Origin of the sequence: Stenotrophomonas humi (assembly GCF_001431415.1) — a bacterium.
Classification (GTDB): Bacteria; Pseudomonadota; Gammaproteobacteria; order Xanthomonadales; family Xanthomonadaceae; genus Stenotrophomonas; species Stenotrophomonas humi.
In genome coordinates this window covers 1-25344 of record NZ_LDJI01000006.1, presented here as the reverse complement: position 1 = coordinate 25344, position 25344 = coordinate 1, and the positions used below count along the sequence as shown (strand labels likewise).

Here is a 25344-nt window from a genome sequence, read left to right as displayed (position 1 = left end):
TGCAGGAACAGGAACGGGCGGCGATGGGAAGTGGGGTTAAGCGACGCGCCGAGCCATGCTCGGCTGGGGCGTTCCCGCTGACACATGGCTTCGCTTTACCCGGCAACGGGCTTCGTCCCGCTCCCCCTCATCCGCCCTGCGGGCACCTTCTCCCGCACGCGGGAAAAGCGAACACCCGCTCCCCGCCCTACCCGTTCCGGTGCGCGGTACCCAGGTACTCGGCGCTCTGCATTTCGATCAGGCGGCTGGCGGTACGCTCGAAGGCGCCGGCCAGACGGGTGCCGGAATACAGCAGCGGCGGGGCGTCCTGCGCGGTGCAGACCAGGTTGACCTGGCGGTCGTACAGCTCGTCGATCAGGTTGACGAAGCGACGCGCGGCGTCTTCGTTCATGCGGTCGAAATGCGGGATGCCACCGAGCAGCACGGTGTTGAACTCGCGTGCGATCTCGATGTAATCCGACGGCCCGCGCGGACCTTCGCACAGGGCAGCGAAATCAAACCAGACGATGCTCTTGCCGCGCCCGCGCACCGGGATCTTGCGCCCCTCGATGGCGATGTTGCCGCTGCGCGAATCCTCACCACCGCTCAGTTCCTTCCAGCGTCCGCCCAGCCACGTTTCGCTGTCGGCATCCAACGGCGCGCGATACACGGGCGAGCGGGTCAGCGCGCGCATGCGGTAGTCCTCGGTGCCTTCGGCATACAGCTCCACGCAGTGCTTCTGCAGCAGTGCGATGGCCGGCAGGAAGCTGTCGCGCTGCAGGCCGTTGAGGTACAGATTCTCCACGGCGGTGTTGGAGGTGGTCACCAGGGTGATGCCTTCGGCGAACAAACGCTCCAGCAGACGCGCCAGCAGCATGGCGTCGCCGATGTCGGTGACGAAGAATTCGTCCAGCACCAGCACGCGCAGGTTGTTGCGCCATTCCTGGGCGATCTTGGCCAGCGGGTCGCTCTGCCCCTGGTGCTCACGCAGGCGCTCGTGGATGCCGCGCATGAAGCGATGGAAGTGGGTGCGGTACTTCTGCTCTATCGGCAGGCCGTCATAGAACAGATCGACCAGGAAGGTCTTGCCGCGGCCCACGCCACCCCAGAAATACAGGCCCTTGACCGGCTCGGGCTTCTTCCAGAAAGCAGACAGGCGGTCCAGCCAGCCGTCCTGCGCCGAATCCACCAGCGCCTCATGGATGCGGTCCAGCTCGGCCAGGGCCGGGTGCTGGTCGGGATCGTCGCGCCAATCGCCACGGGCCACGCCGGCGGCGTAGCGTTGTGAGGGGGTCATCGTTTCCATGCCTCAGCTGCTGCTGTCGGGCAGCCAGCGCCGCACTTCATGCTGGATCGCGCCGCGCAGGTCGATCAGCTTGCGATGGAAGAAATGCGAAGTATCGGGCATGCGCACCAGCTGCGGCGGGTTTTCCAACGACTCCAGCCATTGGTACACGCCCTGCGCATCGACGATCTCATCGGCGTCGCCCTGCACCACCAACCAGTTGGACGGCGGCTGCACCTGGCTGAAATCCCAGGTGCGACGACCCACCGGCGGCGCAATCGAAATCAAGGCCTGCGGCTGCAATGCGGCGGCCGCACGCAGCGAGACATAGGCGCCAAAGCTGAAACCGGCCAGCCACAACGCGCTGTCGGGGCGCTGGCTGCGCACCCAGTTGGCCACCGCTCGCAGGTCATCGCCTTCGCCTTCACCGTTGTCGTAGATGCCGGCCGAAGCGCCGACGCCCCGGAAATTGAACCGCACCGTGGTGACGCCCAGGTCGCGCAGCGCGCGCGAGACCATGGTCACCACCTTGTTGTGCATGCTGCCACCTTCGGTGGACAGCGGATGGCAGATGACCGCGATGATGGGACGCGGCGCGGTTTCACCATCGGGAAAGTCGACGCTCAGCTCCAGCGGCCCGGCCGGGCCATCCAGGGTCAACGTCGCCGATTCGTGGGGGAATGAGGGCGTTTGCATGCCGCCATAATACCGGCCCTGTCCGGCGGCTCCACCGCCATCGCCTTCACGGTAGCTGAAACGATGCTTTTCCTGATCCTGAGCGTGGCCTGCAGCGTGCTGGTGTCGGTGCTGCTGAAACTGGCCCCGCGTCGCGGTATCGACATCGCCCAGGCGGTGACCTGGAACTACCTGGCCGCCAGCGTACTGTCGTTGCTGGTGCTGCGGCCCTCGCTGCAGACGCTGCAGGGCGGACACACGCCGTGGCTGGCACTGCTGGGCCTGGCCGTGGCGTTGCCGGGCATTTTCCTGGTGCTGGCACGCGCGGTGCGCGAGGCCGGCATCGTGCGCAGCGATGTGGCGCAACGGCTGTCACTGCTGCTGTCATTGGCCGCGGCGTTCCTGCTGTTTGGCGAACATGCCAACGGCTGGAAGCTGGCCGGCCTGGGGCTGGGACTGCTGGCCATCGTCGGTGTCAGTGCACGCAACGGCGAAGCCGGCGGCAGCACACGCGGTACCTGGGGCTGGCTGCTGGGCGTTTGGGTCGGCTTCGCGCTGATCGACATCCTGCTCAAGCGCGTGGCGCTGGCCGGCACACCCTCGACGGCGGCATTGCTGGTCAGCTTCGGCATTGCGTTCGTACTGATGCTGGCGTGGCAGCTGCAGCGGCACTTCAGCGGCACCTCGAAACTCACGGCGAGCAACCTCGGCTTTGGGTTGCTGCTGGGCGTGATCAACTTCGGCAACATCCTGTTCTACGTGCGTGCGCACCAGGCGATGCCGCACAGTCCGGCGACGATCTTCGCCGGCATGAACATCGGCGTGGTGTGTCTGGGTGCGCTGGTCGGTGTGCTGGTGTTTGGTGAAAAGACCAGCCGGCTGAATCGTGCAGGGCTGCTGCTGGCGGTGGTGGCGATAGGGTTGATCGCACGCGGGACGTTGTAGCGTTTCTTTCTGTTGGAAGACTCCAACAGCAACTACCCCCTCTCCCGCCCTCCCCTTCGTCTTTGACCAAAGGGGGCGCTTGGGGAGGGGGCTTTCAAGCTCCAGAGCTTACGGTTCAAACCCCAGCAGCAGCGGATCGTGATCCGAACTGCGCCACGGGCCCGGCACATTGCGCCCCTGGTAACCGGCGTCGTCAGCCTCATCGGCATTGGTGTGCCACTCGGCCGCGCCCTTCAACCGCGCGGCCATGCCCGGGCTCAGCAGGGCGTGGTCCAGACGCCCGGTCAGGCCGTTGTAGACGTAGCTGTACGGCTGCGCCACGCCTGCGACCTTGAACGCATCCTGCCAGCCGTCGGTATTCAAGGTGCGGATCGGGTCTTCCATCGCATAGGCGTTGAAGTCGCCCAGCAACACCGTGTCCTTGCTGCCGCTGCCGGTGGGGTCACTCTGCAGCCACTGGTGCAGCAACCGTGCCGACGCGACGCGGGTGGCATTCCAGCAGCCCTGGCCGTCATTCTGGTCGGCATCGGCGCCGCTGGCGTCGGAGCAACCCTTGGACTTGAAGTGGTTGGCCACGACCACGAACGGTGCGCCATTGCGGCCCATGCGGAAGGCTTGCGCCAGCGGCACGCGGCTGCGCTCGCCGAAAGGTTCGCGCTCCAGCACCGCCGGCTTGCCGACCGGGCTCAGCTTCGCGCTGCGATAGATGATGCCGACGCGGATCGGGTTGTCGCCGGGGCCCTGTTTGGCATCGACGAACTTCCAGTCGCCATCCTTGCCCTGCCCTTCGTTGAGTGCACGCACCAGCTGGTCGATGGCCGAACCCGGGCCGTAGCCGTCGTTCTCCAGTTCCATCAACGCCGCGACATCGGCGCCGAGGCTGCGGATGGTGGTGATCAGCTTGGCCTGCTGTGCGGCCTGCTGCTCTGCCGTCTTGGCGCCGCGCAGGGTGGGATAGCCACCGCCCTTGCCGTCGCCATTGAAATAATTCTCAAGGTTGAACGCCGCGATGCGCAGGCCACCGGCCACGGTCGGCGGCTGCAGCGGGCGCAGGTCGCCACTCACCTTCAATGGCGCGGTGAGCTGCAGGCGGTAATCACCGTCATAGCGTTGATCGACGATGCCCTGCACCTCGCTCAACTGCGCGCCGGTCCGCAGCACCACGCCTTCGGCCAGGTACGACACGCCACCCGGGTCGCGTTTGCTGCTGCCATCGTCCAGGCGCAGACGGCGGCGGGCGTTGTCGGCGATCACGGCGGCCTGCTCCGGGCTGCCGGCAGCGGCCACTTCACTGGGCTGCCACAGACGGTCACCGAACGCGGCGGTCAGTTCGCCAAAGCGCTGCAATCCATCCTGCCCAGCCAGGGTCAGCGGTGCGACGATCCGGACCTGCATGCCTTCCAGCGCTTCCCAGTCAGCCGGCACGGCTTCGATCACGGTCACTGCCGGTGCGGCGCGCGAGGCGACCGCCGTCACCTTGTCGGCCTGCAGCGTGGTCAGCGATTGACCACCCTTGCCGGCGGCCTGTTCCTGCACCGTGCCGCTGATGCGCAGCCATTGGCCGACCTGCACTGCCTGGCCGTCGGGCAGGCGCACGAACAGCGCATCCGACGTTGCCGCATCGCCATCACCGGCGTCCTGCACGTACACCCCACCCAGACCGTCGCGCATGTCGGCGGTGACCATGGCTTCGACCGTCACCGGCTTGCCTTCGTACGGGCTGCGCTCACCGCTGCCCTGCACCTTGCCGATGGGCAACGGGGTTGCCGGGGAGGCCGCCAGAGCCGGGCCGGTGCATGCCGCAGCCAGGGCCAGGGCGAGGAACGAAGGGGAACAACGCATGGACGACTCCGAAGGAAAACGAAACATGGGAAGCGAAAACAGAAGCGCCGCCTCAAGTAGGCGGCGCTGGATATTCTGCAGCAATCAGGCCGGTTGCCCGCTGCCGAGTCTGGCGGCTTTCTATTTCAGGTTTGCGAGCATCCAATCCACGGCTGCGTGGATCTGCTCCTCGCTGAGCCCGGCATTGCCACCCTTGGGCGGCATGATCCCGCCATCCGGGCCGGTGTAACCCTCCATGGCGTGCTTGTAGAGCGTGTCCTTGCCCTGGGCCAGGCGCGCATCCCAATGTGAGTGATCCAGCGTCGGCGCCTTGCCCACGCCCGTGGTGTGACAGGCGGTGCAGAGGTTGTCGAAGATCACCTTGCCATCCAGCGTGCCGCCGTAGGCACCACTGGCCATCGCCGCGGCGGTGGCAGCGGCCGCAGCAGCGGCCTGGGCGGAAGCACCCGTGGCGCCGGCGTACACCGCACCGACCGGCGCAATGCGTTCTTCAACGCGTTTGAGCGCCGTGGGCGAGACCTCGGTGGGAATGGTGCGCTGCAGGTAGGCGGCGAAGATGATCAAACCGATCGTGACGATGGCCAGAATGGCGATCACGATCGAAAAACGCTTGAGAAACTCGAGGTCGTAATTCCGCACGTCTCAACACCCCTGGCGAGTAGTCGGTGGACCATGGCTGCCGGCGAGTATAGACCAGCGAATGCCACCGCCCGCAATGGGCACGGACACGGCAGAACGTGCGGCAACGCAGCATCCGCATCGTGCTGTGATGGCCGAGCGTTTGCGCTCAGGCGGTGATCGGCGCCCCCGCTGCGCGCAGGCACAGTGCGCCGATCGCATCGACCAGATGCTCACCATCGCGCAATCCATCGCGACTGGGTGCAGTGGGCCCGACCAGCGCTTCGGTGAAGGCACCGACGATGCAGGCCGCGCTCACCTCCAGATCCTGCGCTGGCAGCTCACCGCTGCGCACGCCGTCATCAAGGATGCGTTTGAACACATCGCCGAACAGCCGCCGGCAGCGGATGCGCTCGGCTTCCACTTCCGGATCCACCGGTTCGGCGATGAAGGCATAAGCCAGACCCGGGCCGGCCATCGCGCGGCGCACGAACGAGGCCACCGCCCGCTGCAGGCGCTGCGGCGCCGGCAGTGGCTCTTCGGCGATGGCCGACAGGATTTCCAGTTCATGCTCCACCGCAGCGGTGAGCACCTCCACGAACAGCTCGGCCTTGGAGGGGAAGTGACGGTAGATCAGCCCGGTGGACACCCCGGCTTCGGCGGCCACGGCGGTGATCGGCGCGTTGCGGTAGCCGCCGGCGGCGACCAGACGGCGGGCGGCGGCAAGGATTGCCTCGCGGTTGCCGGCGAGCCGTTTTTCCATCAATTCCGAGCGCTTGTAAGCCATGGGTTGATTCTATGTTCAATTTTTGAATTTGTGTTCACTTTTTCGCCATGACCCGCTAGGCTGCGCGCAAACGCCCGTGCTGACGGCCCAATCCGTCACCCCCAACCCGGAGCGCCCCCTCGCCAAGCCGTACTGGAGTCGCCCCATGCACATCCCCTCCCTGACCTTCGATCTCGGCGAAGAGATCGACATGCTGCGTGAAAGCGTGGCCCAGTTCGCCGCCGCGCACATCGCGCCGCTGGCCGAAGAGGCCGACGCAACCAACCACTTCCCCAATCAACTGTGGCGCCAGTTCGGCGAGCAGGGCCTGTTGGGCATGACCGTGGAAGAGGAATACGGCGGCACCGGCATGGGCTACCTGGCGCATGTGGTGGCGATGGAGGAAATCTCCCGCGCCTCCGGCGGCATTGGCCTGTCCTACGGTGCGCATTCCAACCTGTGCCTCAACCAGCTGCGCAAGAACGCCAGCGAAGCACAGAAGCACAAATACCTGCCCAAGCTGTGCAGCGGCGAACACGTCGGTGCATTGGCGATGAGCGAACCCGGTGCCGGCTCGGACGTGGTGTCGATGAAGCTGCGCGCCGACAAGCGCGGCGACCATTACGTGCTCAACGGCAACAAGATGTGGATCACCAACGGCCCGGATGCGGACGTGCTGATCGTCTACGCCAAGACCGACCTCAACGCCGGTTCGCGTGGCATCACCGCCTTCATCATCGAAAAAGGCATGAAGGGCTTCTCCACCGCGCAGAAGCTGGACAAGCTGGGCATGCGTTCGTCCAACACATGCGAGCTGGTGTTCCAGGACTGCGAGGTGCCGGTCGAAAACGTGCTGGGCGAAGTCGGCGGCGGCGTGAAGGTGTTGATGTCCGGTTTGGATTTCGAACGCGTGGTGCTGTCTGGCGGCCCGCTCGGCCTGATGGCTGCGGCGCTGGATGTCGTGCTGCCTTACGTGCATGAGCGCAAGCAGTTTGGCGAGGCGATCGGCACGTTCCAGCTGATCCAGGCCAAACTGGCCGACATGTACGTTGGCTTCAATGCCTGCCGCGCCTATGTGTATGCCGTGGCGAAAGCCTGCGATCAAGGCCGTACCACGCGCCAGGATGCGGCCGGTGCGATTCTCTATTCCGCCGAGAAGGCGACGTGGGCCGCTGGCGAAGCGATCCAGATCCTCGGCGGCAATGGCTACATCAACGAATACCCGGCCGGCCGTTTGTGGCGCGATGCCAAGTTGTATGAAATCGGCGCCGGCACCTCTGAAATCCGCCGCATGCTGATCGGGCGTGAGCTGTTCCAGAAGACCGCATGATGCCGCTCAAGCCCCTCTCCCGTGAACGGGAGAGGGGTTGGGGTGAGGGGAGGCTCACGGCAAACGAAAGCCGAAAGCTCCCCTCATCCGCCCCTTCGGGGCACCTTCTCCCGCAAGCGGGAAGAAGGGAAGCAACCGCCCTGCTCCCGCCTTTGCGAGCCCGGGCATGCTCCAGAACCTCCAGGATTCCGCAGCCATGACCATCCTCACCACCCAGCTGCAACCCGGCAGCGACAGCTTCGAAGCCAACCGTGCTGCCATGCAGGCGCAGGTTGACGATCTGCGCGCGACGCTGGAAACCACCGCACGCGGCGGCAGCGATGCAGCGCGGGCCAAGCACACCGCGCGCGGCAAGCTGCTGGTACGCGATCGCATCGACGCCCTGCTCGATCCGGGCAGCCCCTTCCTCGAAGTCGCGCCGCTGGCCGCGCACGGCATGTACGACGATCCGGTTCCGGGCGCGGGCATGGTCGCCGGCATTGGCCGCGTGTCGGGCGTGGAATGTCTGATCGTGGCCAACGATGCCACCGTCAAGGGCGGCACCTACTATCCGGTCACGGTAAAGAAGCATCTGCGTGCGCAGGAAATCGCCCAGCAGAACCGCCTGCCGTGCATCTATCTGGTCGATTCCGGCGGCGCGTTCCTGCCGTTACAGGATGAGGTGTTCCCGGACCGCGACCATTTCGGCCGCATCTTCTACAACCAGGCCAACCTGTCGGCGCAGGGCATCCCGCAGATCGCCTGCGTGATGGGCAGCTGCACCGCCGGCGGCGCGTATGTGCCGGCGATGAGCGACGAGACAGTCATCGTCAAGGAACAGGGCACCATCTTCCTCGGTGGTCCGCCGCTGGTGAAGGCCGCGACCGGTGAAGTGGTCAGCGCCGAGGAACTGGGCGGTGCCGATGTGCACACACGTATTTCCGGCGTTGCCGATCACATGGCCGACAACGACCTGCAGGCGCTGGCGCGGGTGCGCGCCATCATCGCCAGCCTCAACTGGCGCAAGCCCACGCCGGGCGTTGCGCTGCTGGCAGATGAAGCACCGCTGTTCGATGCGCATGAGCTGTACGGCGTGATTCCCAGCGATACGCGCAAGCCTTATGACGTGCGCGAAGTGATCATGCGCGTGGTCGATGGCTCGCGCTTTGACGAGTTCAAACCGCGCTACGGCAACACGCTGGTCACCGGCTTCGCACATGTGCACGGCCATCCGGTCGGCATCATCGCCAACAATGGCATCCTGTTCTCCGAGTCCGCGCTCAAGGGCGCGCACTTCATCGAGCTGTGCTGCCAGCGCAACATCCCGCTGGTGTTCCTGCAGAACATCACCGGCTTCATGGTCGGCCGCAAATACGAACACGGCGGCATCGCCAAAGACGGCGCCAAGCTGGTCATGGCCGTAGCCAACGCGCGCGTGCCCAAGTACACGGTGGTGATCGGTGGTTCGTTCGGTGCCGGCAATTACGGCATGTGCGGCCGTGCCTATTCGCCACACTTCCTGTGGATGTGGCCGAACGCACGCATCGGCGTGATGGGTGGAGAGCAGGCCGCCAGCGTGCTGGCCACGGTCAAGCGCGACGGCATCGAAGCCAAGGGCGGGCAGTGGTCGGCATCGGAAGAAGATGCGTTCAAGCAGCCGATCCGCGACCAGTTCGAGCAGCAAGGGCACCCGTACTACGCGAGTGCGCGCTTGTGGGACGACGGCGTGATCGACCCCGCCGATACCCGCCGCGTCCTCGGCCTGGCGCTTGCCGCCAGCCTCAATGCACCTACGCAGGAAACACGCTTCGGCGTGTTCCGCATGTAACGGCGACCGGAGACCTTCCATGTTCAACAAGATCCTGATCGCCAACCGTGGTGAAATCGCCTGCCGCGTCATCAGCACCTGCCGGCGCCTCGGCATCGCCACGGTGGCGGTGTATTCCGATGCGGACCGCAATGCGCGGCATGTGCGGCTGGCCGACGAAGCCGTGCACATTGGCGCTGCACCGGCAGCGGAAAGTTATCTGCGCGCGGATGTGATTCTCGACGCTGCGCGCCGCACGGGTGCGCAGGCCATCCATCCCGGTTACGGCTTCCTTTCCGAGAATGCCGGCTTCGCGCGTGCCTGCGCGGAAGCTGGCGTGGTGTTCATCGGCCCGCCGGCCAACGCCATCGATGCGATGGGTGACAAGAGCGCGGCAAAGGCCTTGATGCAGGCGGCGAATGTGCCGCTGACGCCGGGCTATCACGGCGACCGTCAGGAGCCGGAGTTCCTGCGTGCGCAAGCCGATGCCATCGGCTATCCGGTACTGATCAAGGCCAGCGCCGGTGGCGGCGGCAAGGGCATGCGCAAGGTCGAGGCCAGCGCGGATTTCGAGGCCGCCCTGGCCAGCTGCCAGCGTGAGGCGCAGTCGGCGTTCGGCAATGCGCATGTGCTGGTGGAGAAGTACGTCGAGCGCCCGCGCCACATTGAAATCCAGGTATTCGGCGACAGCCAGGGCAACGTGGTGTATCTGTTCGAGCGCGACTGCTCGGTGCAGCGCCGCCACCAGAAGGTGCTGGAAGAAGCCCCCGCTCCCGGCATGACGCCTGAGCGCCGCGCCGCGATGGGCAAGGCCGCGACCGACGCCGCACGTGCGGTTGGCTACGTGGGCGCTGGCACGGTGGAGTTCATCGCCGGGCCGGATGGCGATTTCTATTTCATGGAAATGAACACCCGCCTGCAGGTGGAACATCCGGTGACCGAGATGATCACCGGCACCGACCTGGTCGAATGGCAGCTGCGTGTCGCCTTCGGCGGGCCGTTGCCGAAGACGCAGGAACAACTGCGGATTCACGGTCATGCGCTGGAAGCCCGGTTGTACGCCGAAGACGCCGACCGCGGCTTCCTGCCCTCCACCGGCACGCTGCGTCACCTGCAACTGCCGCAGACCAACGCCAACGTGCGTGTGGATGCCGGCGTTGAACAGGGCGATGCGATCACCCCGTACTACGACCCGATGATCGCCAAATTGATCGTCTGGGACGTGGACCGCGGCAGTGCATTGCAGCGCATGCAGCGTGCTCTGGCGCAGTGCCAGGTGGTTGGTGTCACCACCAATGCGGCGTTCCTGCGACGCCTGGTGATGACCGATTCGTTCCGCCACGCCAACCTGGATACCGCACTGATCGAGCGCGAGCGCGCTGCGCTGGACATCCAGCACAGCGTGGCGACAACCGCCGATTGGGCATTGGCCGCTGTACTGGCGTCCAACGAGAATGCGGCTGCCAGCGACAACGCATCGCCTTGGGCCATCAACGACGGTTGGCGCCTGACCGGCCCGGCCGCACGTTCAATCACACTGGAACATCTACAGCAACAACACGTGCTGCAGGTACGCCGCAGCAGCGAAGGCTGGCAGGTGCGCAGCGGTGACGAAATGCAGCAAGTGACCGGCCACGCAGATGCCAACGGCTACGCCCTGCAGATCGGCGATCGCCTGTATCGCGGCAACGCATTGCGCGATGGCAACGTCCTGCATGTCTTCGGCGATGAGCGACAGCAGCGCTTCACCGTGCACGACCCGGTCGCCGAGGCCGATAGCGCCAACGACCATGGCGGCAGCCTGCTCGCACCGATGCCCGGTCGCGTGGTCACGTTGCTGGTCGAGCCCGGCAGCACCGTCACCCGCGGCACGCCGCTGCTGGTGATGGAGGCGATGAAGATGGAACATACCCTGCAGGCCCCGGCAGACGGCACCGTGCACGGCTTCCGCGCCAAGGCCGGCGATCAGGTGGGCGATGGCGCGGTGTTGGTGGACTTCGAGGTCACCCAGGCTTCCTGATCCCCGAACAGGACAGGTCGTTGGCAACGCCCTAGGGACCCAGCGACCGGTTCTTCAGGCTTCGACGGACGATGCCTGCCAGACCCGCTCTGCGGGATCGAGCTCCATCGTCACCATCTCCGGTGCCCTCCAGCCGAAACCACAGACGGCCAGCACGCCCTCCGCCATCGGGTCCAGGCCGAATGCCTTCTCAAGCAGGGTCTCATTGACCGCGCAGGTAACGTAGGCCCCCAGCCCCATCTCGGTCGCGGAAAGGTAGAGCGTCTGCGACAGATGGCCGGCTTCCAGTACCAGTGCACGGTAGGCCTTGGCGTGGTGCCTGTACTTCCAGAAATTGCGGAGGTAGCGCGGCGACAGCACCACCATCACGTGCGCATCGGCAAACCAGTGCTGCTGCGCCAGTGCATCAAGCATCAGCTGGTCAAGTGGCAGCTCCGGGGCGGGCAGTGGCTCAAGCGCATGCGCGACCGGGTGATAGTGATACAGGCCATCCGCAACCCCATCGACGTTGCGGATCAGCAGATAGGCCTCGATCGGGTGCAACCCTCCCCCCGACGGACTGCTCTTCTTGAGGAAGACGGTATCGTCCGTTACCCGCACGCACGAGCGGGCGCGGAACACACGGCCGATCAGGCGGGACAGCATCTGCCCCGGCAGTCGACGCGACGTATCGAAGTTGCGGCAGGTGACACGGAGCTCCAGCAACCGATCGAAGTCGTTGCATGCATCCTCCGCAAGTGGAATGGAGTCATTCTCCGCAACGCGGCTTATCGTCTCGGGCGGCGGCGTGCCGAGTTGCTCCCTCAGCTCGGCCGCAGTCGATGTTCCGGTCTCCTGCATCGCCTGCACCGCGTCGGCGCCACTCCAGCGGGTGAATGCATGGAAGGTTGCGGCCAGTGGATGCCAATGGCGTGCCCGCACCTCTTCATCCTTCCTGCGCATCTCCACATAACGCGCGTGCCGCCCGACAACCAGACCTTTCCGTAAGAGTGAGCGCAACGCGCTGGCCATCTCGTCACCAAGCGCACCCGCCTCAACCCATGCCTCCGGACTGATCCGGCCTAGCAGCAGGCACTCGGCCTCATCAACGACCACTTCATGGCCAAGATGGGGTGCCAAAGCCACCCAACGGCAACCCCGCGCAAGCCCGTCACCTCCCGACAGCAGGGCGGCCAGGTTGAACTCCACCTGCTCCCTCGGCTCAACGTGCAGAATCGAACAGCGTCTTACCTTCATGCTCCCCTCTCATCAAACGTATAGTTGACGAACCCCTGATTGGGGCGGGGCGCTACGGCCATCCGTGACGCCCGACATAACATCCAGCTGAAATCTACAGCGAAGGAGACAACATGACGACGAAATCCGGAAAGCCCACAGCGCAAATTGCACTAGAGCCCACCATTGCCGATCGGCTCCTTGACCTGCTGAGCACGGACAACAGTTTTCGCCGGTCCTTCAAGAAGGACCCGGCCACTGCCCTGCTGCAGATTGGCCATGTGCCGGCGAAGCAGGATGCTACTGTCGAACTGGCCTGGTTACGCGCCAGTCTTACGGTCGAGCACCTTGCCACGAAGGAGTGCATCGCTAAGTCCCGCGAGGAAATCCGCAAAATGCTCACTCAAGGGCTGGCGATGATTCCCATCCAGTTGAATGCAGCAACGGGTTCGAATTTCGTGAGCCGTGCCAGCTTGGCGGCAGCGCCCAGAACCCACGCACCGTCGTCGAACTCACTGCACGGCCACGATACCCTCCGACTTTCCTGATCCGACAGGCTGTCGATCCACCGCTGATGGGCCATGCCGGTCGCATCACACAGCCAGGTCACCCGCATAGCCGCATGAGGTACAGCCCACATGCGGCTATGCGTTCACCAGATGTGCGCATGGGGTCGAACTCTGCCATCACCTGTTCCTCTGCGCGTAGCGGAATCCACCGATGATCGCGACCACAGTGCAGGCAATCCGAACGGCTGCCCCAGCTGGACTTCATTGATGACTGTGGCTGGAATGCAGCAGAGGCCTCAACGGTGCGCTGCTGGTGGACTTCGAGGCGGGTGAACTACGCCCAGACACGATGGGCCGGATCGAATTCAGTGGTCTCCTGCCGCCCCGCGCGCCAGCCGACGCCGAAGATCGCCACAGAACCCTGCTGGATCCCATCCAGCCCTAATGCCCGGTCCACGTCTACCTCATTGATGGCAGCCGTGACGAACGCACCGAGACCCGCCTCGGTCGCGCACAGGTACAACAGCTGAGACAGGTGGCCCACGTCGAAAAGTACCGCACGATAGGCCTTTGAGTGATTGCGGTACTTCCAGAAACAGCGTTCGAAGCGAGGAGCCAACACAATCATCGCCGGTGCATCCGCAAACCAGTCCTGACCGGAAAGTGCTGTGCATGCCAACCGGGACATCTCACCTGCTGGTGGAGATGGCAACGCGAGCAATGCATGCTCGAGCGGGTGGTAGTGATAAAGGCCAGGCGCCAACCCCTCCACGTTCTGGACCAGTAGATAAGCTTCCACCGGGTGCAATCCGCCTCCGGATGGGACATTCTTTTTGAGGAATACGGTATCAGGAGCCGCCTCGAACCCAGCCTGCGCCATCATTCCCCGCTGCATCAGCTGCGCGAGCAATTGCAGCGGCAAAGCGCGGTCACGATCGAAGTTCCTGCAGGTTGTCCGCCGCGCCAACATGGCGTCGAATGCGCTATCCGTCTGCCTTGGCAATGGTGCATAAACACCCTCGTACTCCTGGACAGCCGACGGCGGTGGACCGAGATTGCGTCGCAGATCATTGGCGGTAACGAGCCCTTGCGATCGCATGTCACCAACGCTGTCCACGCCTTGCCAGCGCGAATGCCTATGCACGATTGCCGCAGGTGACCACCAGTGGACCTCACGTACCGCCTGGTCCCTGGACAGATACTCGGCATGTTCGACCTGCTCGCTCAGCAGCAACCCTGATTCCAGCAGCTTCACGCAGGCGGACGAGCGGCTGACGTCCTGACTCAGCTCCTGCCAGCGATATGCGCTGACTTCAGACAACAGGGCACGTTCGGCCGCATCTACGACAACCGCGCGCTCCAAGTGTGCAGCCAGCGCAACCCAGGTCACCTCGCCCCCAACCTCGACCCGGCCACGCAGGATGGCGGCAATACCAAACGAGATCTGCTCACTTGGCTCCAGCAGCAGGTGCATACAACGGCGGACACGCATGAGATTCTCAAACTCTAGTTTGTCGGATGGCACAATGAGCACCGGTTCCAGCGGTGGCCAGTGAACAGCCACCCACCCTTCACCGGACGGATGGCTAAGACCTCAATGCTCCGGTTTGTTCGCGCCCACTGCAAGAACCCCTCAACTCGAACCGACAACAGCCGATACAACGCTCTCTCTCTGGAAAATCACCATGCCCTCAGGCCAGTTGACTCCTGCCGAAGCATCCACCCTTTTGGATCACCTAATCGGCGACGCCACATTCCGTGCTCTGCTAACCGCAGACCCGGTTGCCGCACTGGCCTCCATCGGGCTCTCCATTGATCACAGGAAGTGCCTGGAAGTCGATGTTCTGGCATCGCCGGAAGAGCTGCTGCTGGTGCGCGATGAACTGGAGGCATACCTCACCTCCGCATGCACCATGCCGATGACCGTGGTCTTCTGCTTCGAAGCCGGCAAGATCAGCGACGCAATCGACTGATCCTGGGTCAGGGGGCACCCGCATTGATTGCCGGTGCCGCCTTGGCCACGTCATGCACATTGAGCGGCTGCAACAACTGCATTGCCATCAATTCACCTATGGCCCGGCCACGATGGGCAATCAACCACTGCTGCTGGCGATCGGCCCCGGCGGCGTCGCCCTGCAGGCGATATGCCTTCAACAACAACACGTGGACCTGCAAAGGCTCGCTACCGTCCAGCAACGGCTGAAGGATCGCTATCGCTGCATCCGCCCTACCCTCCTGCAAACGCTCCATTGCCTGGACGAGGCGATACCACTTGGCAATGACCGGGCTACGTTGCGACTCGAATACTTCACGATTTTCCCGCAGGAGGCGGGAGGCCAGAGCGTCCTGGCCCTGTCGTTGCGCAAGATAGATCAAGCCCAGCATCTGCAGATTGTAGTCACGCCACGCGGGATCATCGGCCTGGCGCAGTACAACGGAAAGAGTCGCAGCAATCGAAGATAGTTTTACATCACTAGCTTCGTCGCAAACCACTCCCGCCACCACGTGTTGCAATTGCAGATGAATCTTCTGATAAGTCACGGTAGGTTTCGTCTGGTCTGATCGCAGCGCATCGTGCATGGCGCGGCAATCTCCACGATCCGCAGCCACCAGCAGACGCGCTCGCAGACTCATCAGGCCCTGCAGTGACTCACCACCGCCATCGAGCCCGGCCAATACCTGCTCGGCCTCTTCGTAACGACGCATCGCAACCAGCGCGTCTATTCCTGCATCGTCCACACCTCTGCCGCCTCCAAGCTCATGTGCTTGTTTCAATGTTTCCTGGGCACGTTCCGGCTGGTTGAGCGCGATCTGTATCTGGCCGAGCTGCACCATCGGATAGACCCGTAGGTGATCCTGTGGGACTGTCGCTGCGCGAGCATATGCCTCTGCCTCTCCAAAACGGTTGTCCTGGAATAGATACCAGGAAGTATTGGAAAGACCTGCAAACGAATCCGGATAGAGCGTGGCCAACACCCGCCAATCCTCCAGTGGCCATCCACCTGGCTCCAGTTCGGCTTGCCAAGCCTTCAGGTACAGTCGTTCGCGGTGTGGCAATTGCGACTGCAATGCCAACGCCTTCTTCAGCTGTTCACGAGCCGGCTGCATGTCACCAGTGCGGGCATACAGCTTCGCCAGACCGGCATAGGCCAATGCAAACTCTGGGTCTATTTCCAACGCCGTCTGGTAAAGGGTACGCGCCTCCTCGAACCGACGCTGACCGATTGCGATTTCCGCCAAAGCATAGGATCTCAACGCTCGTAGACTGCTGGTGGATGCCCGCGCTAAAGGAACCGATCTCTGCAGTTCGGCAACCGATTCCCCCAAGCCCCCGCGAAGTTGGCCTACAACGTTGTCCACTGCCGCCGTCATCTTGTCGGTACTGCTGGCAACGGCGTAGTACGTCCGCACCACGGTGTCCGAATCGGGTGCCACCAGCCCAATGGCAATCCGATAGCCTGCGCCTTGCTGAGTCACCATCGGCAGCAGTACGGCACGCGCGCCCTCGCGGACAGCCACGTCCACTGCCAAGCTGCGCTCGAGCTGGCTGTCGGCCGGCTTTTTTGCCAACTCAAGACTTTCGCGGATCTTGCCCTCGGACAGCACATTCACGTATTTCGACTGGTCCAGTCCAAGCATGATTGCCTGTCGGATCGACGCGTCGAACACCGTTTCATTGGTGCCATTAACGACATCCGCCAGAACCACCCAATCCCGCTCGGCAAACGCAATCGCCGGCTCCGGTCGCACCATCACCCAGGCAGTCACTGCCAGTGCAACCACCAGCGCCACTTCAGCCATCAACGCCACCGGCCGCCGCCACAGCGGAAGCTCGCGGCGGGCCTTGGCCGAGCCCGTCGGCATGCGCAGCGGTGCACGCCCTTTGCGGCCTACTTCGAATACTTCGTGCCCGGTCGGCATGCCCTTGAAGCGCCAGCGACCATGCGATTTCCATTGCAGGTTGGTGCCACGATCACCCAGTTCACGCTGGCCGCTGCGCATCATCGACTCGGCGGCCGATGACATAAGGATCTGGCCCGGGCGCGCCAATGCCATCAACCGGGCCGCCATGGGTTTGGCCAGCCCTTCCACTTCCAGCGATTTGGCACCGGCAGCGACGGCTTCTTCGCTGTTGAGCCAGGACAGTACGTAGCCCACGTGCACACCGACGCGCGCCTGCAGCGGCAGCTTCAACTCACGGCCCAGCGCGTCCAGTTCGTCGACGTAGTCCAAGGCAAAGCCCAGCCCATCCACCGGCACATCGAACAGCAGGAACATGCCATCGGAGCGATCGATCAGACGGCCGTTCCAGCGCTGCAGCAATTGCAGTACCTGCGTGTCGAGCCTGCGGAAGAGATCGGCAGCGGCGGTATCGCCAATACGCTCGACCAGCGTCACCGAGTCACACAGGTCCGTGAGGATCAGCGTCTTGAATTGACGGTTGGATTGCAGATTGTCGGATTCAACGTCCACGTCAGCCCCCGTGGCCGCTCAGCCAGGTGTCCATTGCATGCGGCCGCCGCCCAGCCGCTTGGCCTCGTAAAGTGCACTGTCGGCACGCGAGTAGGCATCGTTCCAGTGATCACGCCCATCCATCAGCACCAGACCAATGCTGACCGAGCACGCACCCGGCATCGCACCGGGGAAGGCCACCAGCCCGCGCACGGCTTCAAGGATGAATCCGGCCACGCGCGCCAGCCGCTCTGGGTCCGCCTCCTGCAACAGCACGCAGAACTCGTCGCCACCCAGGCGGCAGGCGATGTCGTCCTTGCCAGCTACCGAGGTCAATACCCGTCCGAGGCACTGCAGCATGTGGTCGCCGGCCAGGTGCCCCTGGGAATCATTGAGCCCTTTGAAGTCATCACAGTCGATCAGCAGCAGACCCTGCGGGCGACGATCGGAGCGGTGCGCGTTCTGCAGATACACCGTGAGTGCGCGGCGATTGCCCATGCCGGTCAGATCGTCGGTGTAGATCAGCTCGCGGGTGTGCTGCAGCTCATGGCTGGCGCTGTACAGATTACCGAGTGCGACTTCCAGTTCTTCATTGCGACGGCTGAGCTGGCTGATCAACCGTTGTTCACTGGAGACCACACGCCATAACGTGCGACGCAGGAAGAACACCACGGTCGCCGGATCCTGGTCGATCAGGCGATGGAAACTGGCGCAGCTGACTTCAAGCAGCTCGGTGGTGCAACACGCCCGTGCCGCCGATGAGCGCGAGTGGCTGTCAATCAGCAGGCCCAGCTCACCGAAGAAATCGTTGGCACCGAGTTGCTTGGGTGCCTGGCCGGGGCCGAAATCCAGGCTGATGGCACCGCTGATGACGATGAACATCGACGAGCCGGTGTCACCACGCTGGAACAGGACTTCATCGGTGGTCAGGATACGGCGGCGGCCGAACTGGGCGAACAGGGCGCACTCCATGGCAGAAACCTGCGCACGGCGTACGGCTCCCCCTGTGGCTGTCGAGCCCACAGGAAGTTCTGCTTGCAACGCCAGCCCCCCCACTCCCATGCCGCTCATCCCTCGCCTCATGGATCCCCGCCATGGTTGGCGAGTCATCCGGCGAGATTAGCATCAAAATAAGGTGATGCGGGTCTCAACTTCAGCGAAAACCCGCACTTTGGGTCAGGCAAAAAAAAGGGGCTCGTAAGAGCCCCTTTGAAACGACCTTAACTAAGCGCTCAAGCAGCTTCTTCGGCCTGGAACTGTTCTTCTTCGGTGGAGCCGGTCAAGGCGGTGACGCTGGAGGCGCCGCCCTGGATCACGGTGGTCACATCGTCGAAATAGCCGGCACCCACCTCCTGCTGGTGCGAGGCGAAGGTGTAACCCTTTTCACGTGCGGCGAACTCCGGTTCCTGCACCTGCTCCACGTAATGGCGCATGCCTTCGCCACGGGCGTAGTCGTGGGCGAATTTGAAGGTGTTGAACCAGTTGATGTGGATGCCAGCCAGGGTGATGAACTGGTATTTGTAGCCCAGCGCGGCCAGCTCATCCTGGAACCTGGCGATGGTCCTGTCGTCCAGGTTCTTCTTCCAGTTGAACGACGGTGAGCAATTGTAGGACAGCAGCTTGCCGGGGCTGGCGGCGTGCACGGCCTGGGCGAATTCGCGGGCGAAGCCCAGATCCGGGGTGCCGGTTTCGCACCACACCAGGTCGGCATGCGGGGCATAGGCCACGCCGCGGCTGATGGCCTGCTCCAATCCGTTCTTGACCCGGTAAAAACCCTCGGGCGTGCGCTGGCCAGTGACGAACGGTGCATCGTTCGGGTCGAAGTCGCTGGTCAGCAGGTTGGCCGCTTCGGCATCGGTACGCGCCAGCACGATCGTCGGCACGCCCAGCACGTCGGCCGCCAGACGCGCCGCCGACAACTTCTGGATGGCTTCCTGCGTCGGCACCAGCACCTTGCCGCCCATGTGGCCGCACTTCTTCACCGCCGCCAGCTGGTCCTCGAAATGCACCGCGGCGGCGCCGGCGGTGATCATGTTCTTCATCAGCTCGTAGGCGTTGAGCACGCCACCGAAGCCGGCCTCACCGTCGGCGACGATGGGCAGGAAGAAATCGATGGCGTCCTCTTCCTTCACCTTGCCGTCGATGATGTTCTTCCACTGGATTTCATCGGCGCGCTGGAACGTGTTGTTGATGCGGCGGACCATGGTCGGCACCGAATCGTAGGCGTACAGCGACTGGTCCGGGTACATGGTTTCGGAGGTGTTGCCGTCGGCAGCCACCTGCCAGCCGGACAGGTACACCGCTTCCAGCCCGGCCTTGGCCTGCTGCATCGCCTGGCCGGCGCTGATCGCACCAAACGCATTGACGTAGCCCTTCTTCGCGCTGCCATTGACCAGCTCCCACAGACGCTCGGCACCGCGCTTGGCCAGTGTGTATTCCGGCTGCACGCTGCCGCGCAGGCGCACCACGTCGGCGGCGCTGTAGGTCCGCTGCAAACCCTTCCAACGCGGGTTGGTGTCCCAGTCCTGCTGCAGGGCATCGATCTGTTGCTGGTAGGTGCTCATCGTGTCGTCCTCGAATGAAGATTGCGTGCGTAAGGGGAAGGAGGGTCAGTCGATCTGCCGGTAGGCCGGCAGGGTCAGGAAGTCAGCCAGTTCATCGGCCCGGCTGAGTTGGTCGAGCAGGCCGATGGCCTGGGGGATGCGGCCACTGCCGGGCAGCGCAGTGGTGTCGCCCAACCGTGCCGGCAAGGCGCGCAGGGTGCTTTCCAACAGGGCGAGGTCGATCGCGGTGCCATCGTCCAGGTGCTGGTTGCCGGCGTGCAGCCACTGCCAGATCTGGCTGCGGCTGATCTCGGCGGTGGCGGCGTCTTCCATCAGGTTGTGGATGGGCACGCAGCCATTGCCGTCCAGCCACGCGGCCAGGTAGCGCACGCACACTTCGACGTTGTTCTCGAAGCCGGCACGGGTGACGGTGCCACTGCACGGCGCAATCAGTTCCTCGCGGCTGACCTGCACATCACGACGCAGCACCTGGTGCTGGTTCGGCGTGGGCATGTGCTCGTCGAAGATGGCGCGTGCCACCGGAATCAACGCCGGATGGGCGACCCAGGTGCCATCGTGGCCGGCGGTGACTTCCCGCAGTTTGTCGGCACGCACGCGCGCCATGGCCTGTTCGTTGGCGGCGGCGTCGTGGTTGATCGGAATCTGTGCGGCCATGCCGCCCATCGCGTGGGCACCACGGCGGTGGCAGGTCTTGATCAGCAGTTCCGAATAGGCCTTCAGGAACGGCTGGGTCATTGTCACCTGGCTGCGCTCGGGCAACACCTTGTCGGCGTGGCGACGGAAGGTTTTCAGGTACGAAAAGATGTAATCCCAGCGTCCACAGTTCAGGCCGACGATGCGGTCACGCAGCGCATGCAGGATCTCGTCCATCTCGAACACCGCCGGCAGCGCTTCGATCAGCACGGTGACCTTGATCTGCCCATGCGGCAGGCACAGCATGCCCTCGATGTGCGACAACGCGGTCTCCCACAGTGCGGCTTCTTCCATCGACTGCAGCTTGGGCAGGTAGAAGTACGGGCCGCGGTCGTTGTCCATCAGCGTGCGGGCGTTGTGGAAGGCAAACACCGCCGCATCGAACAGGCCACCGGCAATCGGCTGGCCATCGATCAACACATGCTTCTCGTCCAGGTGCCAGCCGCGCGGGCGCACGATCAACACCGCCTGCTCGTCGAACGGGCGCAGCGTGTAGTGCTTGGCCGGCTTGCCGTTGGCCGCCGGCGAGGTGAAGTCCAGGTCACCGCGCACCGCCGCACGCATGGTCTGCTGGCCTGCCAGCACGTTGCGCCAGGTCGGCGAGGTCGAATCCTCGAAGTCGGCCATGAATACCTTGGCCCCGGAGTTCAGCGCGTTGATGACCATCTTCGGATCGGTCGGGCCGGTGATTTCGACGCGGCGGTCCTGCAGCGCGGCCGGAATCGGCGCCACCGTCCAGTCACCCTCGCGGATGTCGCGGGTGTCGGTGCGGAAATCCGGCGCGCCACCCTGGTCGAAATAGGCCTGGCGCAGGCCGCGCGCCGCCAGCCGTTTCTGCCGTTCCGGCTCCACCGCCCGGTGCAGCGACACGAGCAGCCCCAGTGCACCAGCCGGCAGCAAGCCGGACTGACCGGCCAGCTGGGTGGTGACGGTGATACCCGGGGTCGGGCGGGGAGTGGTGTGTGCCGGGATGGCCTGGGCGACGGCGGACATGGGCAGTTCCTGCGGGCTCGTGGGACTCCAACGTGCGTCCGCAGGCACTTATTTAACAAAACAGTTTTTGCAATGTTATTTATAAGTTGTGCTAATAATTGCCTTGAAATGCCCAAGAAGACTTCGCTAACTCCGCGTTTTTCCTACAAGTCTGACCGGCTCAAGCCACTGCGCGCCTTCCTCCAGACGGTGCGGCTCGGGTCGGTTTCACGGGCAGCGGAGGCACTTTTTGTCAGCCAACCGGCTGTGAGCCTGCAGCTCCAGGCGCTGGAACGGGAGCTGGGCGTGGTGCTGCTTGAGCGCAGCGGGCGACGCCTGGTGCCCAGCCGCGAGGGCCAATTGCTGTACGACATGGCCCAGCCCCTGGTGGAAAACCTGGACGGGCTGCTGCCGCGGTTCCGCGAGAAGATCAGTGGACTGGATGCGGGCGAGCTCAACATCGCCGCCAACTCGTCAACCATCCTGTATCTGCTGCCGAAGATCGTCGAAAACTTCCGTCGCCAGCATCCGGACGTGCGCCTGACCCTGCACAACGCCATTAGCGCCGACGGCACCGACCTGCTGCGCAGCGACGCGGCCGACCTGGCGATCGGTTCGATGATGGATGTGCCCGCCGACCTCAGTTACGCGCCGGTGTACCGCTTCGAGCAGGTGCTGATCACCCCGCCCGATCACCCGCTGGCGAAGAAGAAGGATCTGACCCTGGAGGACCTGTCGCCCTGGCCGTTGATCCTGCCGCCGCGCCGGCAGATCACCTGGCGTCTGGTCGACCTGGTATTCCAGCAGCACCGCGTGCCGTACACGGTGGCACTGGAGGTTGGCGGCTGGGAGGTGATCAAGCAGTACGTAGCGATGGGCATGGGCATCTCCATCGTCACCGCCCTGTGCCTCAATGACAGCGACCGCGACAAGCTGGCCACGCGCGCAATGAGCGAGTACTTCCCACCGCGCAGTTATGGCGTGGTGGTGCGCCGGGGCAAGGTGCTGTCACCGCAGGCGCGGGCGTTCGTGGAACTGATCCAACCGGATCTGTTTGCGCCGAGGCAGTACGACGATACGGGGCATTCGGAGCGGTAGGCGCTTGGTTGTTCGGCGCTGCCCTGTCCATAGGCGGAGTGGCGAATTGCGAGCTGCCCGGAAACGCTCCGCACCTCGCGCCATGCCCTGACTACAATCTGTTCACTCTCTCCCGGACGTCCCCATGGCCCTGGAACTCCGTCATCTGCGCTACTTCCTCGCCGTGGCCGATACGCTGCACTTCGGTCGCGCTGCCGAGCGCCTGGGCATGTCACAACCGCCGCTCAGCCAACAGATCCGCCAGCTCGAAACCCTGATCGGCGCGCATCTGTTCGTGCGCAGCCATCGCCGCGTGCAGCTCACCCCGGCGGGGCAGGTGCTGCTGGAGCAGGCGCGCGACATCCTGCAGCGCGTCGATACAGCGATGGACATGGTGCAGCGCTCGCAACGCGGCGAAAGCGGCGAACTGCGCATTGGACTGACCCGCGCCACGCCCCTGTTGCCGCAGATTCCACGCGCCTTCTTCGCCTATCGCCAGCAACATCCGCAGGTGCAGTTGCAGCTGCGCGAGATGAACAGCCTGCGTCAGATCGATGCATTGCTGGCCGACGAACTGGACGTGGGCATCATCCGCAAGCGCGTGCTGCCTCCGGAACTGGTGGCCAAGCGATTGCTCGACGATCCGCTGGCGCTGGTGCTGCACGCCACGCATCCGGCGCTGGCGGGCAAGGACCCGGCCAGCGCACGATTTTCGCTGCGCCAGTTCGCACTGGACCCGTTTGTCGGCTTCTCACGCGATGCCGGCGCTGGCATCCATGACCATGTGATCACGTTGTGCCGCAATGCCGGCTTCAGCCCGCGCATCGTGCAGGAAGCCGGCGAGTCTTCGACGTTGATCAGCCTGGTTGCGGCCGGCCTGGGCGTGTGCGTGCTGCCGTCCTCGTGCAGCCATATCCAAGTGGAGGGTGCGTGCTTTGTGGCGTTGTCCGACCGCGGCGCGGCATCGGAAATTCAACTGGCTTGGCGACGCGAAGCGGTGACACCGCTGCTGCGGCAGTTCATTGGCCTGTTGAAGCGGGAAGTGGGCCCTGTTGCCAAAAGCTGAGCCGCCGCCCGCAAGGAGCATGGGATACCCTGCAATCAACGCCCCGCAACCACCAACGGTGCCGGCGTTCCAACCTGCAACTGATGCCACAGCCGCCACGCAACACCCACGCCCAGCAGCACCAGCACCAGCGTGAAACCGCAGACTCCGGCCCAGCCCCAATGCGTGTAGAACACGCCACCCAGCGCACCCAGCACGCTGGAGCCCAGGTAGTACGAGAACAGATACAACGCTGACGCTTCGGCACGCATGCCACCGGCACGTACGCCGACCCAGCTGCTGGCCACCGAATGCCCGCCGAAGAAACCAAACGTTGCCAGCGCGATACCCAAGGCCATCGTCGCCAACCACGGCAACATCAGCAGCACCACACCCCACAGCATCAACCCGAACGACAATGCCAGTACCGGACCACGACCGATGCGGCTGGCCAGTTGCCCCATCCACGCCGAGCTGACGCTGCCAACCAGGTACACGGTGAAGATCAGCCCGACCACGGTCTGGCTCAGGCCGTACGGCGGCGCCAGCAGGTAGTAACCGAGATAGTTGTAAAGCGTGACAAAGACGCCCAGCAGCAGGAAACCACACGCGAACAACCATGGCAGCGCGGCGTCGCGGAACAGGCCGGCGAACCGCGCAGGTAATTGCGCTGGTTCGACCCGCTTGGCACGGAAGTGGCGCGAGGCCGGTAACTGCGTCCATAGCATCACCGTTGCCAGCAGCGCGATCACGCCGACCGCCGCAATGCCCATGCGCCAGCCCCAGTGGTCGGCCACCACACCGGCAATCAAACGACCACTCATGCCACCCACCGCGTTGCCGCCGATGTACAGGCCCATCGCCAACCCTAGCGAGCGGCTGTCCATCTCCTCGACCAACCAGGTCATCGCCACCGCCGGCACGCCGCTCAGGCTGACGCCCAACAGCGTGCGCAGCACCAGCAGCGTGCTCCAATCGTCGACAAGCGCGGTGGCCAGGGTGAGCAGCGCCGAACCGAGCAGCGAAACCACCATCACCGGGCGACGCCCGATGCGGTCGGAAATGATGCCTGCCACCAGCATTGCCACTGCCAGCATGCCGGTGCTGACCGACAACGCCAGCGCACTGTTGCCGGCACTCACGCCGAAGTGGTGGCTGAAGCCCGGCAGCAGCGACTGCACGCAATACAGCACGCCGAAAGTAGCAAAGCCGGCCATGAACAACGCCAGCACCGCACGACGGAATTCGGTGGTGCCCTGCAGGATATGCGGCTGCTCGGCGACCACCGTCAGTGCGGCGGCCGGGGCAAGAGATTCACGGCAGGCAGGCGCGCCGTTGCGTTCGAGTTCCATCGCATCAAGGCCGTCGAGGCCGCACCGGTTCATTGGAGATGCGGGAAGCTTGAACCTGTAGAACAGGTCGATCCATAACCTGCTGCGTACGGATTGATATGTACAAAGTATCGATTCAGGAGCCGAAGCCGACGCCGAACTGCGTGACGGGGGACGCCATCCCTTCTCCCGTGTTTGGGAGAAGGTGCCCCGAAGGGGCGGATGAGGGCAGCTTTGGCT

20 protein-coding genes are annotated in these 25344 nt (G+C 64.1%); 8 read left to right on the top strand and 12 right to left on the bottom strand.

The features are described from left to right. Positions 1 to 187: 187 nt before the first annotated feature. Positions 188 to 1285 carry a cell division protein ZapE gene (zapE, locus tag ABB26_RS02770; RefSeq protein ID WP_057632059.1) on the bottom strand — a complete coding sequence of 366 codons (1098 nt, stop codon included), beginning with the start codon at positions 1283 to 1285 and terminating at the stop codon, positions 188 to 190. Between the two features lie 3 nt (positions 1286 to 1288). Then, positions 1289 to 1960 (bottom strand): alpha/beta hydrolase, encoded by a 672-nt coding sequence (locus ABB26_RS02765; RefSeq protein ID WP_057632058.1) that lies wholly within the window; start codon positions 1958 to 1960, stop codon positions 1289 to 1291. A gap of 63 nt (positions 1961 to 2023) precedes the next feature. On the opposite strand from ABB26_RS02765, the gene ABB26_RS02760 reads away from it, so the two are divergent. Further along, positions 2024 to 2884: an EamA family transporter gene (locus ABB26_RS02760; RefSeq protein WP_057632229.1), complete on the top strand. Its 861-nt coding sequence runs from the start codon at positions 2024 to 2026 to the stop codon at positions 2882 to 2884. A gap of 108 nt (positions 2885 to 2992) precedes the next feature. On the opposite strand, the gene ABB26_RS02755 is transcribed toward ABB26_RS02760, so the two are convergent. The 3 genes from ABB26_RS02755 to ABB26_RS02745 all read right to left on the bottom strand — a co-directional run bounded on the left by ABB26_RS02755 (position 2993) and on the right by ABB26_RS02745 (position 6131). Further along, positions 2993 to 4726, bottom strand: coding sequence for an ExeM/NucH family extracellular endonuclease (locus tag ABB26_RS02755; protein WP_152982519.1), 1734 nt, complete (start codon positions 4724 to 4726; stop codon positions 2993 to 2995). A gap of 120 nt (positions 4727 to 4846) precedes the next feature. Continuing rightward, positions 4847 to 5365 (bottom strand): c-type cytochrome, encoded by a 519-nt coding sequence (locus ABB26_RS02750; protein WP_057632057.1) that lies wholly within the window; start codon positions 5363 to 5365, stop codon positions 4847 to 4849. 148 nt (positions 5366 to 5513) lie between these two features. Beyond that, positions 5514 to 6131 carry a TetR/AcrR family transcriptional regulator gene (locus tag ABB26_RS02745; RefSeq protein WP_057632056.1) on the bottom strand — a complete coding sequence of 206 codons (618 nt, stop codon included), beginning with the start codon at positions 6129 to 6131 and terminating at the stop codon, positions 5514 to 5516. 145 nt (positions 6132 to 6276) lie between these two features. On the opposite strand from ABB26_RS02745, the gene ABB26_RS02740 reads away from it, so the two are divergent. From ABB26_RS02740 to ABB26_RS02730, 3 genes are all read left to right on the top strand, one after another. Continuing rightward, the gene (locus tag ABB26_RS02740; protein ID WP_057632055.1) at positions 6277 to 7440 is read left to right on the top strand and encodes an isovaleryl-CoA dehydrogenase; all 1164 of its coding nucleotides are present in this window, start codon (positions 6277 to 6279) and stop codon (positions 7438 to 7440) included. Positions 7441 to 7636: 196 nt separating this feature from the next. Continuing rightward, positions 7637 to 9247 (top strand): carboxyl transferase domain-containing protein, encoded by a 1611-nt coding sequence (locus tag ABB26_RS02735; RefSeq protein ID WP_057632054.1) that lies wholly within the window; start codon positions 7637 to 7639, stop codon positions 9245 to 9247. 19 nt (positions 9248 to 9266) lie between these two features. Further along, positions 9267 to 11246, top strand: coding sequence for an acetyl/propionyl/methylcrotonyl-CoA carboxylase subunit alpha (locus ABB26_RS02730; protein WP_057632053.1), 1980 nt, complete (start codon positions 9267 to 9269; stop codon positions 11244 to 11246). 54 nt (positions 11247 to 11300) lie between these two features. On the opposite strand, the gene ABB26_RS02725 is transcribed toward ABB26_RS02730, so the two are convergent. Then, positions 11301 to 12482, bottom strand: a complete 1182-nt coding sequence (locus tag ABB26_RS02725) for a putative peptide maturation dehydrogenase (protein ID WP_057632052.1) — start codon at positions 12480 to 12482, stop codon at positions 11301 to 11303. Between the two features lie 113 nt (positions 12483 to 12595). Here ABB26_RS02725 and ABB26_RS02720 point away from each other — a divergent pair, with 113 nt between their 5' ends. Next, the gene (locus ABB26_RS02720) at positions 12596 to 13009 is read left to right on the top strand and encodes an NHLP-related RiPP peptide (protein ID WP_057632051.1); all 414 of its coding nucleotides are present in this window, start codon (positions 12596 to 12598) and stop codon (positions 13007 to 13009) included. Between the two features lie 295 nt (positions 13010 to 13304). On the opposite strand, the gene ABB26_RS02715 is transcribed toward ABB26_RS02720, so the two are convergent. Continuing rightward, entirely contained in the window at positions 13305 to 14462 is a 1158-nt protein-coding gene (locus tag ABB26_RS02715) for a putative peptide maturation dehydrogenase (RefSeq protein WP_057632050.1), read from the bottom strand. A 193-nt stretch (positions 14463 to 14655) separates the two neighbouring features. On the opposite strand from ABB26_RS02715, the gene ABB26_RS02710 reads away from it, so the two are divergent. Next, positions 14656 to 14943 carry an NHLP-related RiPP peptide gene (locus ABB26_RS02710; RefSeq protein ID WP_057632049.1) on the top strand — a complete coding sequence of 96 codons (288 nt, stop codon included), beginning with the start codon at positions 14656 to 14658 and terminating at the stop codon, positions 14941 to 14943. A gap of 7 nt (positions 14944 to 14950) precedes the next feature. Here ABB26_RS02710 and ABB26_RS02705 read toward each other — a convergent pair whose 3' ends face one another. The 4 genes from ABB26_RS02705 to aceB form a co-directional block, all read right to left on the bottom strand. After that, the gene (locus ABB26_RS02705; RefSeq protein ID WP_057632048.1) at positions 14951 to 17443 is read right to left on the bottom strand and encodes a putative peptide modification system cyclase; all 2493 of its coding nucleotides are present in this window, start codon (positions 17441 to 17443) and stop codon (positions 14951 to 14953) included. A gap of 18 nt (positions 17444 to 17461) precedes the next feature. Then, a complete protein-coding gene (locus ABB26_RS02700) occupies positions 17462 to 18394 on the bottom strand; it encodes a GGDEF domain-containing protein (protein WP_245626122.1) in 933 nt (310 codons plus the stop codon). A gap of 260 nt (positions 18395 to 18654) precedes the next feature. After that, complete coding sequence (gene aceA / locus ABB26_RS02695) at positions 18655 to 19986, bottom strand: isocitrate lyase (RefSeq protein WP_057632046.1); 1332 nt, start codon at positions 19984 to 19986, stop codon at positions 18655 to 18657. Positions 19987 to 20031: 45 nt separating this feature from the next. Next, positions 20032 to 21672: a malate synthase A gene (gene aceB, locus ABB26_RS02690; protein ID WP_057632045.1), complete on the bottom strand. Its 1641-nt coding sequence runs from the start codon at positions 21670 to 21672 to the stop codon at positions 20032 to 20034. 108 nt (positions 21673 to 21780) lie between these two features. Between aceB and ABB26_RS02685 the strand changes: the two genes are divergently transcribed. Continuing rightward, positions 21781 to 22749: a LysR family transcriptional regulator gene (locus tag ABB26_RS02685; RefSeq protein ID WP_057632044.1), complete on the top strand. Its 969-nt coding sequence runs from the start codon at positions 21781 to 21783 to the stop codon at positions 22747 to 22749. A gap of 124 nt (positions 22750 to 22873) precedes the next feature. Then, positions 22874 to 23794 carry a LysR substrate-binding domain-containing protein gene (locus ABB26_RS02680; RefSeq protein WP_057632043.1) on the top strand — a complete coding sequence of 307 codons (921 nt, stop codon included), beginning with the start codon at positions 22874 to 22876 and terminating at the stop codon, positions 23792 to 23794. A 35-nt stretch (positions 23795 to 23829) separates the two neighbouring features. Here the strand turns inward: ABB26_RS02680 and ABB26_RS02675 are convergent, their stop codons facing one another. Then, on the bottom strand, positions 23830 to 25158 hold the full coding sequence (locus ABB26_RS02675; RefSeq protein WP_245626121.1) for an MFS transporter: 1329 nt from the start codon (positions 25156 to 25158) through the stop codon (positions 23830 to 23832). Between the last annotated feature and the right edge of the window lie 186 nt (positions 25159 to 25344).

Bases quoted from the DNA above. Each gene is read 5' to 3' on its own strand.
- zapE (WP_057632059.1), bottom strand. From the start codon at position 1,285: ATGGAAACGATGACCCCCTCACAACGCTACGCCGCCGGCGTGGCCCGT.
- ABB26_RS02765 (WP_057632058.1), bottom strand. From the start codon at position 1,960: ATGCAAACGCCCTCATTCCCCCACGAATCGGCGACGTTGACCCTGGAT.
- ABB26_RS02760 (WP_057632229.1), top strand. From the start codon at position 2,024: ATGCTTTTCCTGATCCTGAGCGTGGCCTGCAGCGTGCTGGTGTCGGTG.
- ABB26_RS02755 (WP_152982519.1), bottom strand. From the start codon at position 4,726: ATGCGTTGTTCCCCTTCGTTCCTCGCCCTGGCCCTGGCTGCGGCATGC.
- ABB26_RS02745 (WP_057632056.1), bottom strand. From the start codon at position 6,131: ATGGCTTACAAGCGCTCGGAATTGATGGAAAAACGGCTCGCCGGCAAC.
- ABB26_RS02740 (WP_057632055.1), top strand. From the start codon at position 6,277: ATGCACATCCCCTCCCTGACCTTCGATCTCGGCGAAGAGATCGACATG.
- ABB26_RS02735 (WP_057632054.1), top strand. From the start codon at position 7,637: ATGACCATCCTCACCACCCAGCTGCAACCCGGCAGCGACAGCTTCGAA.
- ABB26_RS02730 (WP_057632053.1), top strand. From the start codon at position 9,267: ATGTTCAACAAGATCCTGATCGCCAACCGTGGTGAAATCGCCTGCCGC.
- ABB26_RS02725 (WP_057632052.1), bottom strand. From the start codon at position 12,482: ATGAAGGTAAGACGCTGTTCGATTCTGCACGTTGAGCCGAGGGAGCAG.
- ABB26_RS02720 (WP_057632051.1), top strand. From the start codon at position 12,596: ATGACGACGAAATCCGGAAAGCCCACAGCGCAAATTGCACTAGAGCCC.
- ABB26_RS02715 (WP_057632050.1), bottom strand. From the start codon at position 14,462: ATGCGTGTCCGCCGTTGTATGCACCTGCTGCTGGAGCCAAGTGAGCAG.
- ABB26_RS02710 (WP_057632049.1), top strand. From the start codon at position 14,656: ATGCCCTCAGGCCAGTTGACTCCTGCCGAAGCATCCACCCTTTTGGAT.
- ABB26_RS02700 (WP_245626122.1), bottom strand. From the start codon at position 18,394: ATGGAGTGCGCCCTGTTCGCCCAGTTCGGCCGCCGCCGTATCCTGACC.
- aceA (WP_057632046.1), bottom strand. From the start codon at position 19,986: ATGAGCACCTACCAGCAACAGATCGATGCCCTGCAGCAGGACTGGGAC.
- aceB (WP_057632045.1), bottom strand. From the start codon at position 21,672: ATGTCCGCCGTCGCCCAGGCCATCCCGGCACACACCACTCCCCGCCCG.
- ABB26_RS02685 (WP_057632044.1), top strand. From the start codon at position 21,781: ATGCCCAAGAAGACTTCGCTAACTCCGCGTTTTTCCTACAAGTCTGAC.
- ABB26_RS02680 (WP_057632043.1), top strand. From the start codon at position 22,874: ATGGCCCTGGAACTCCGTCATCTGCGCTACTTCCTCGCCGTGGCCGAT.
- ABB26_RS02675 (WP_245626121.1), bottom strand. From the start codon at position 25,158: ATGAACCGGTGCGGCCTCGACGGCCTTGATGCGATGGAACTCGAACGC.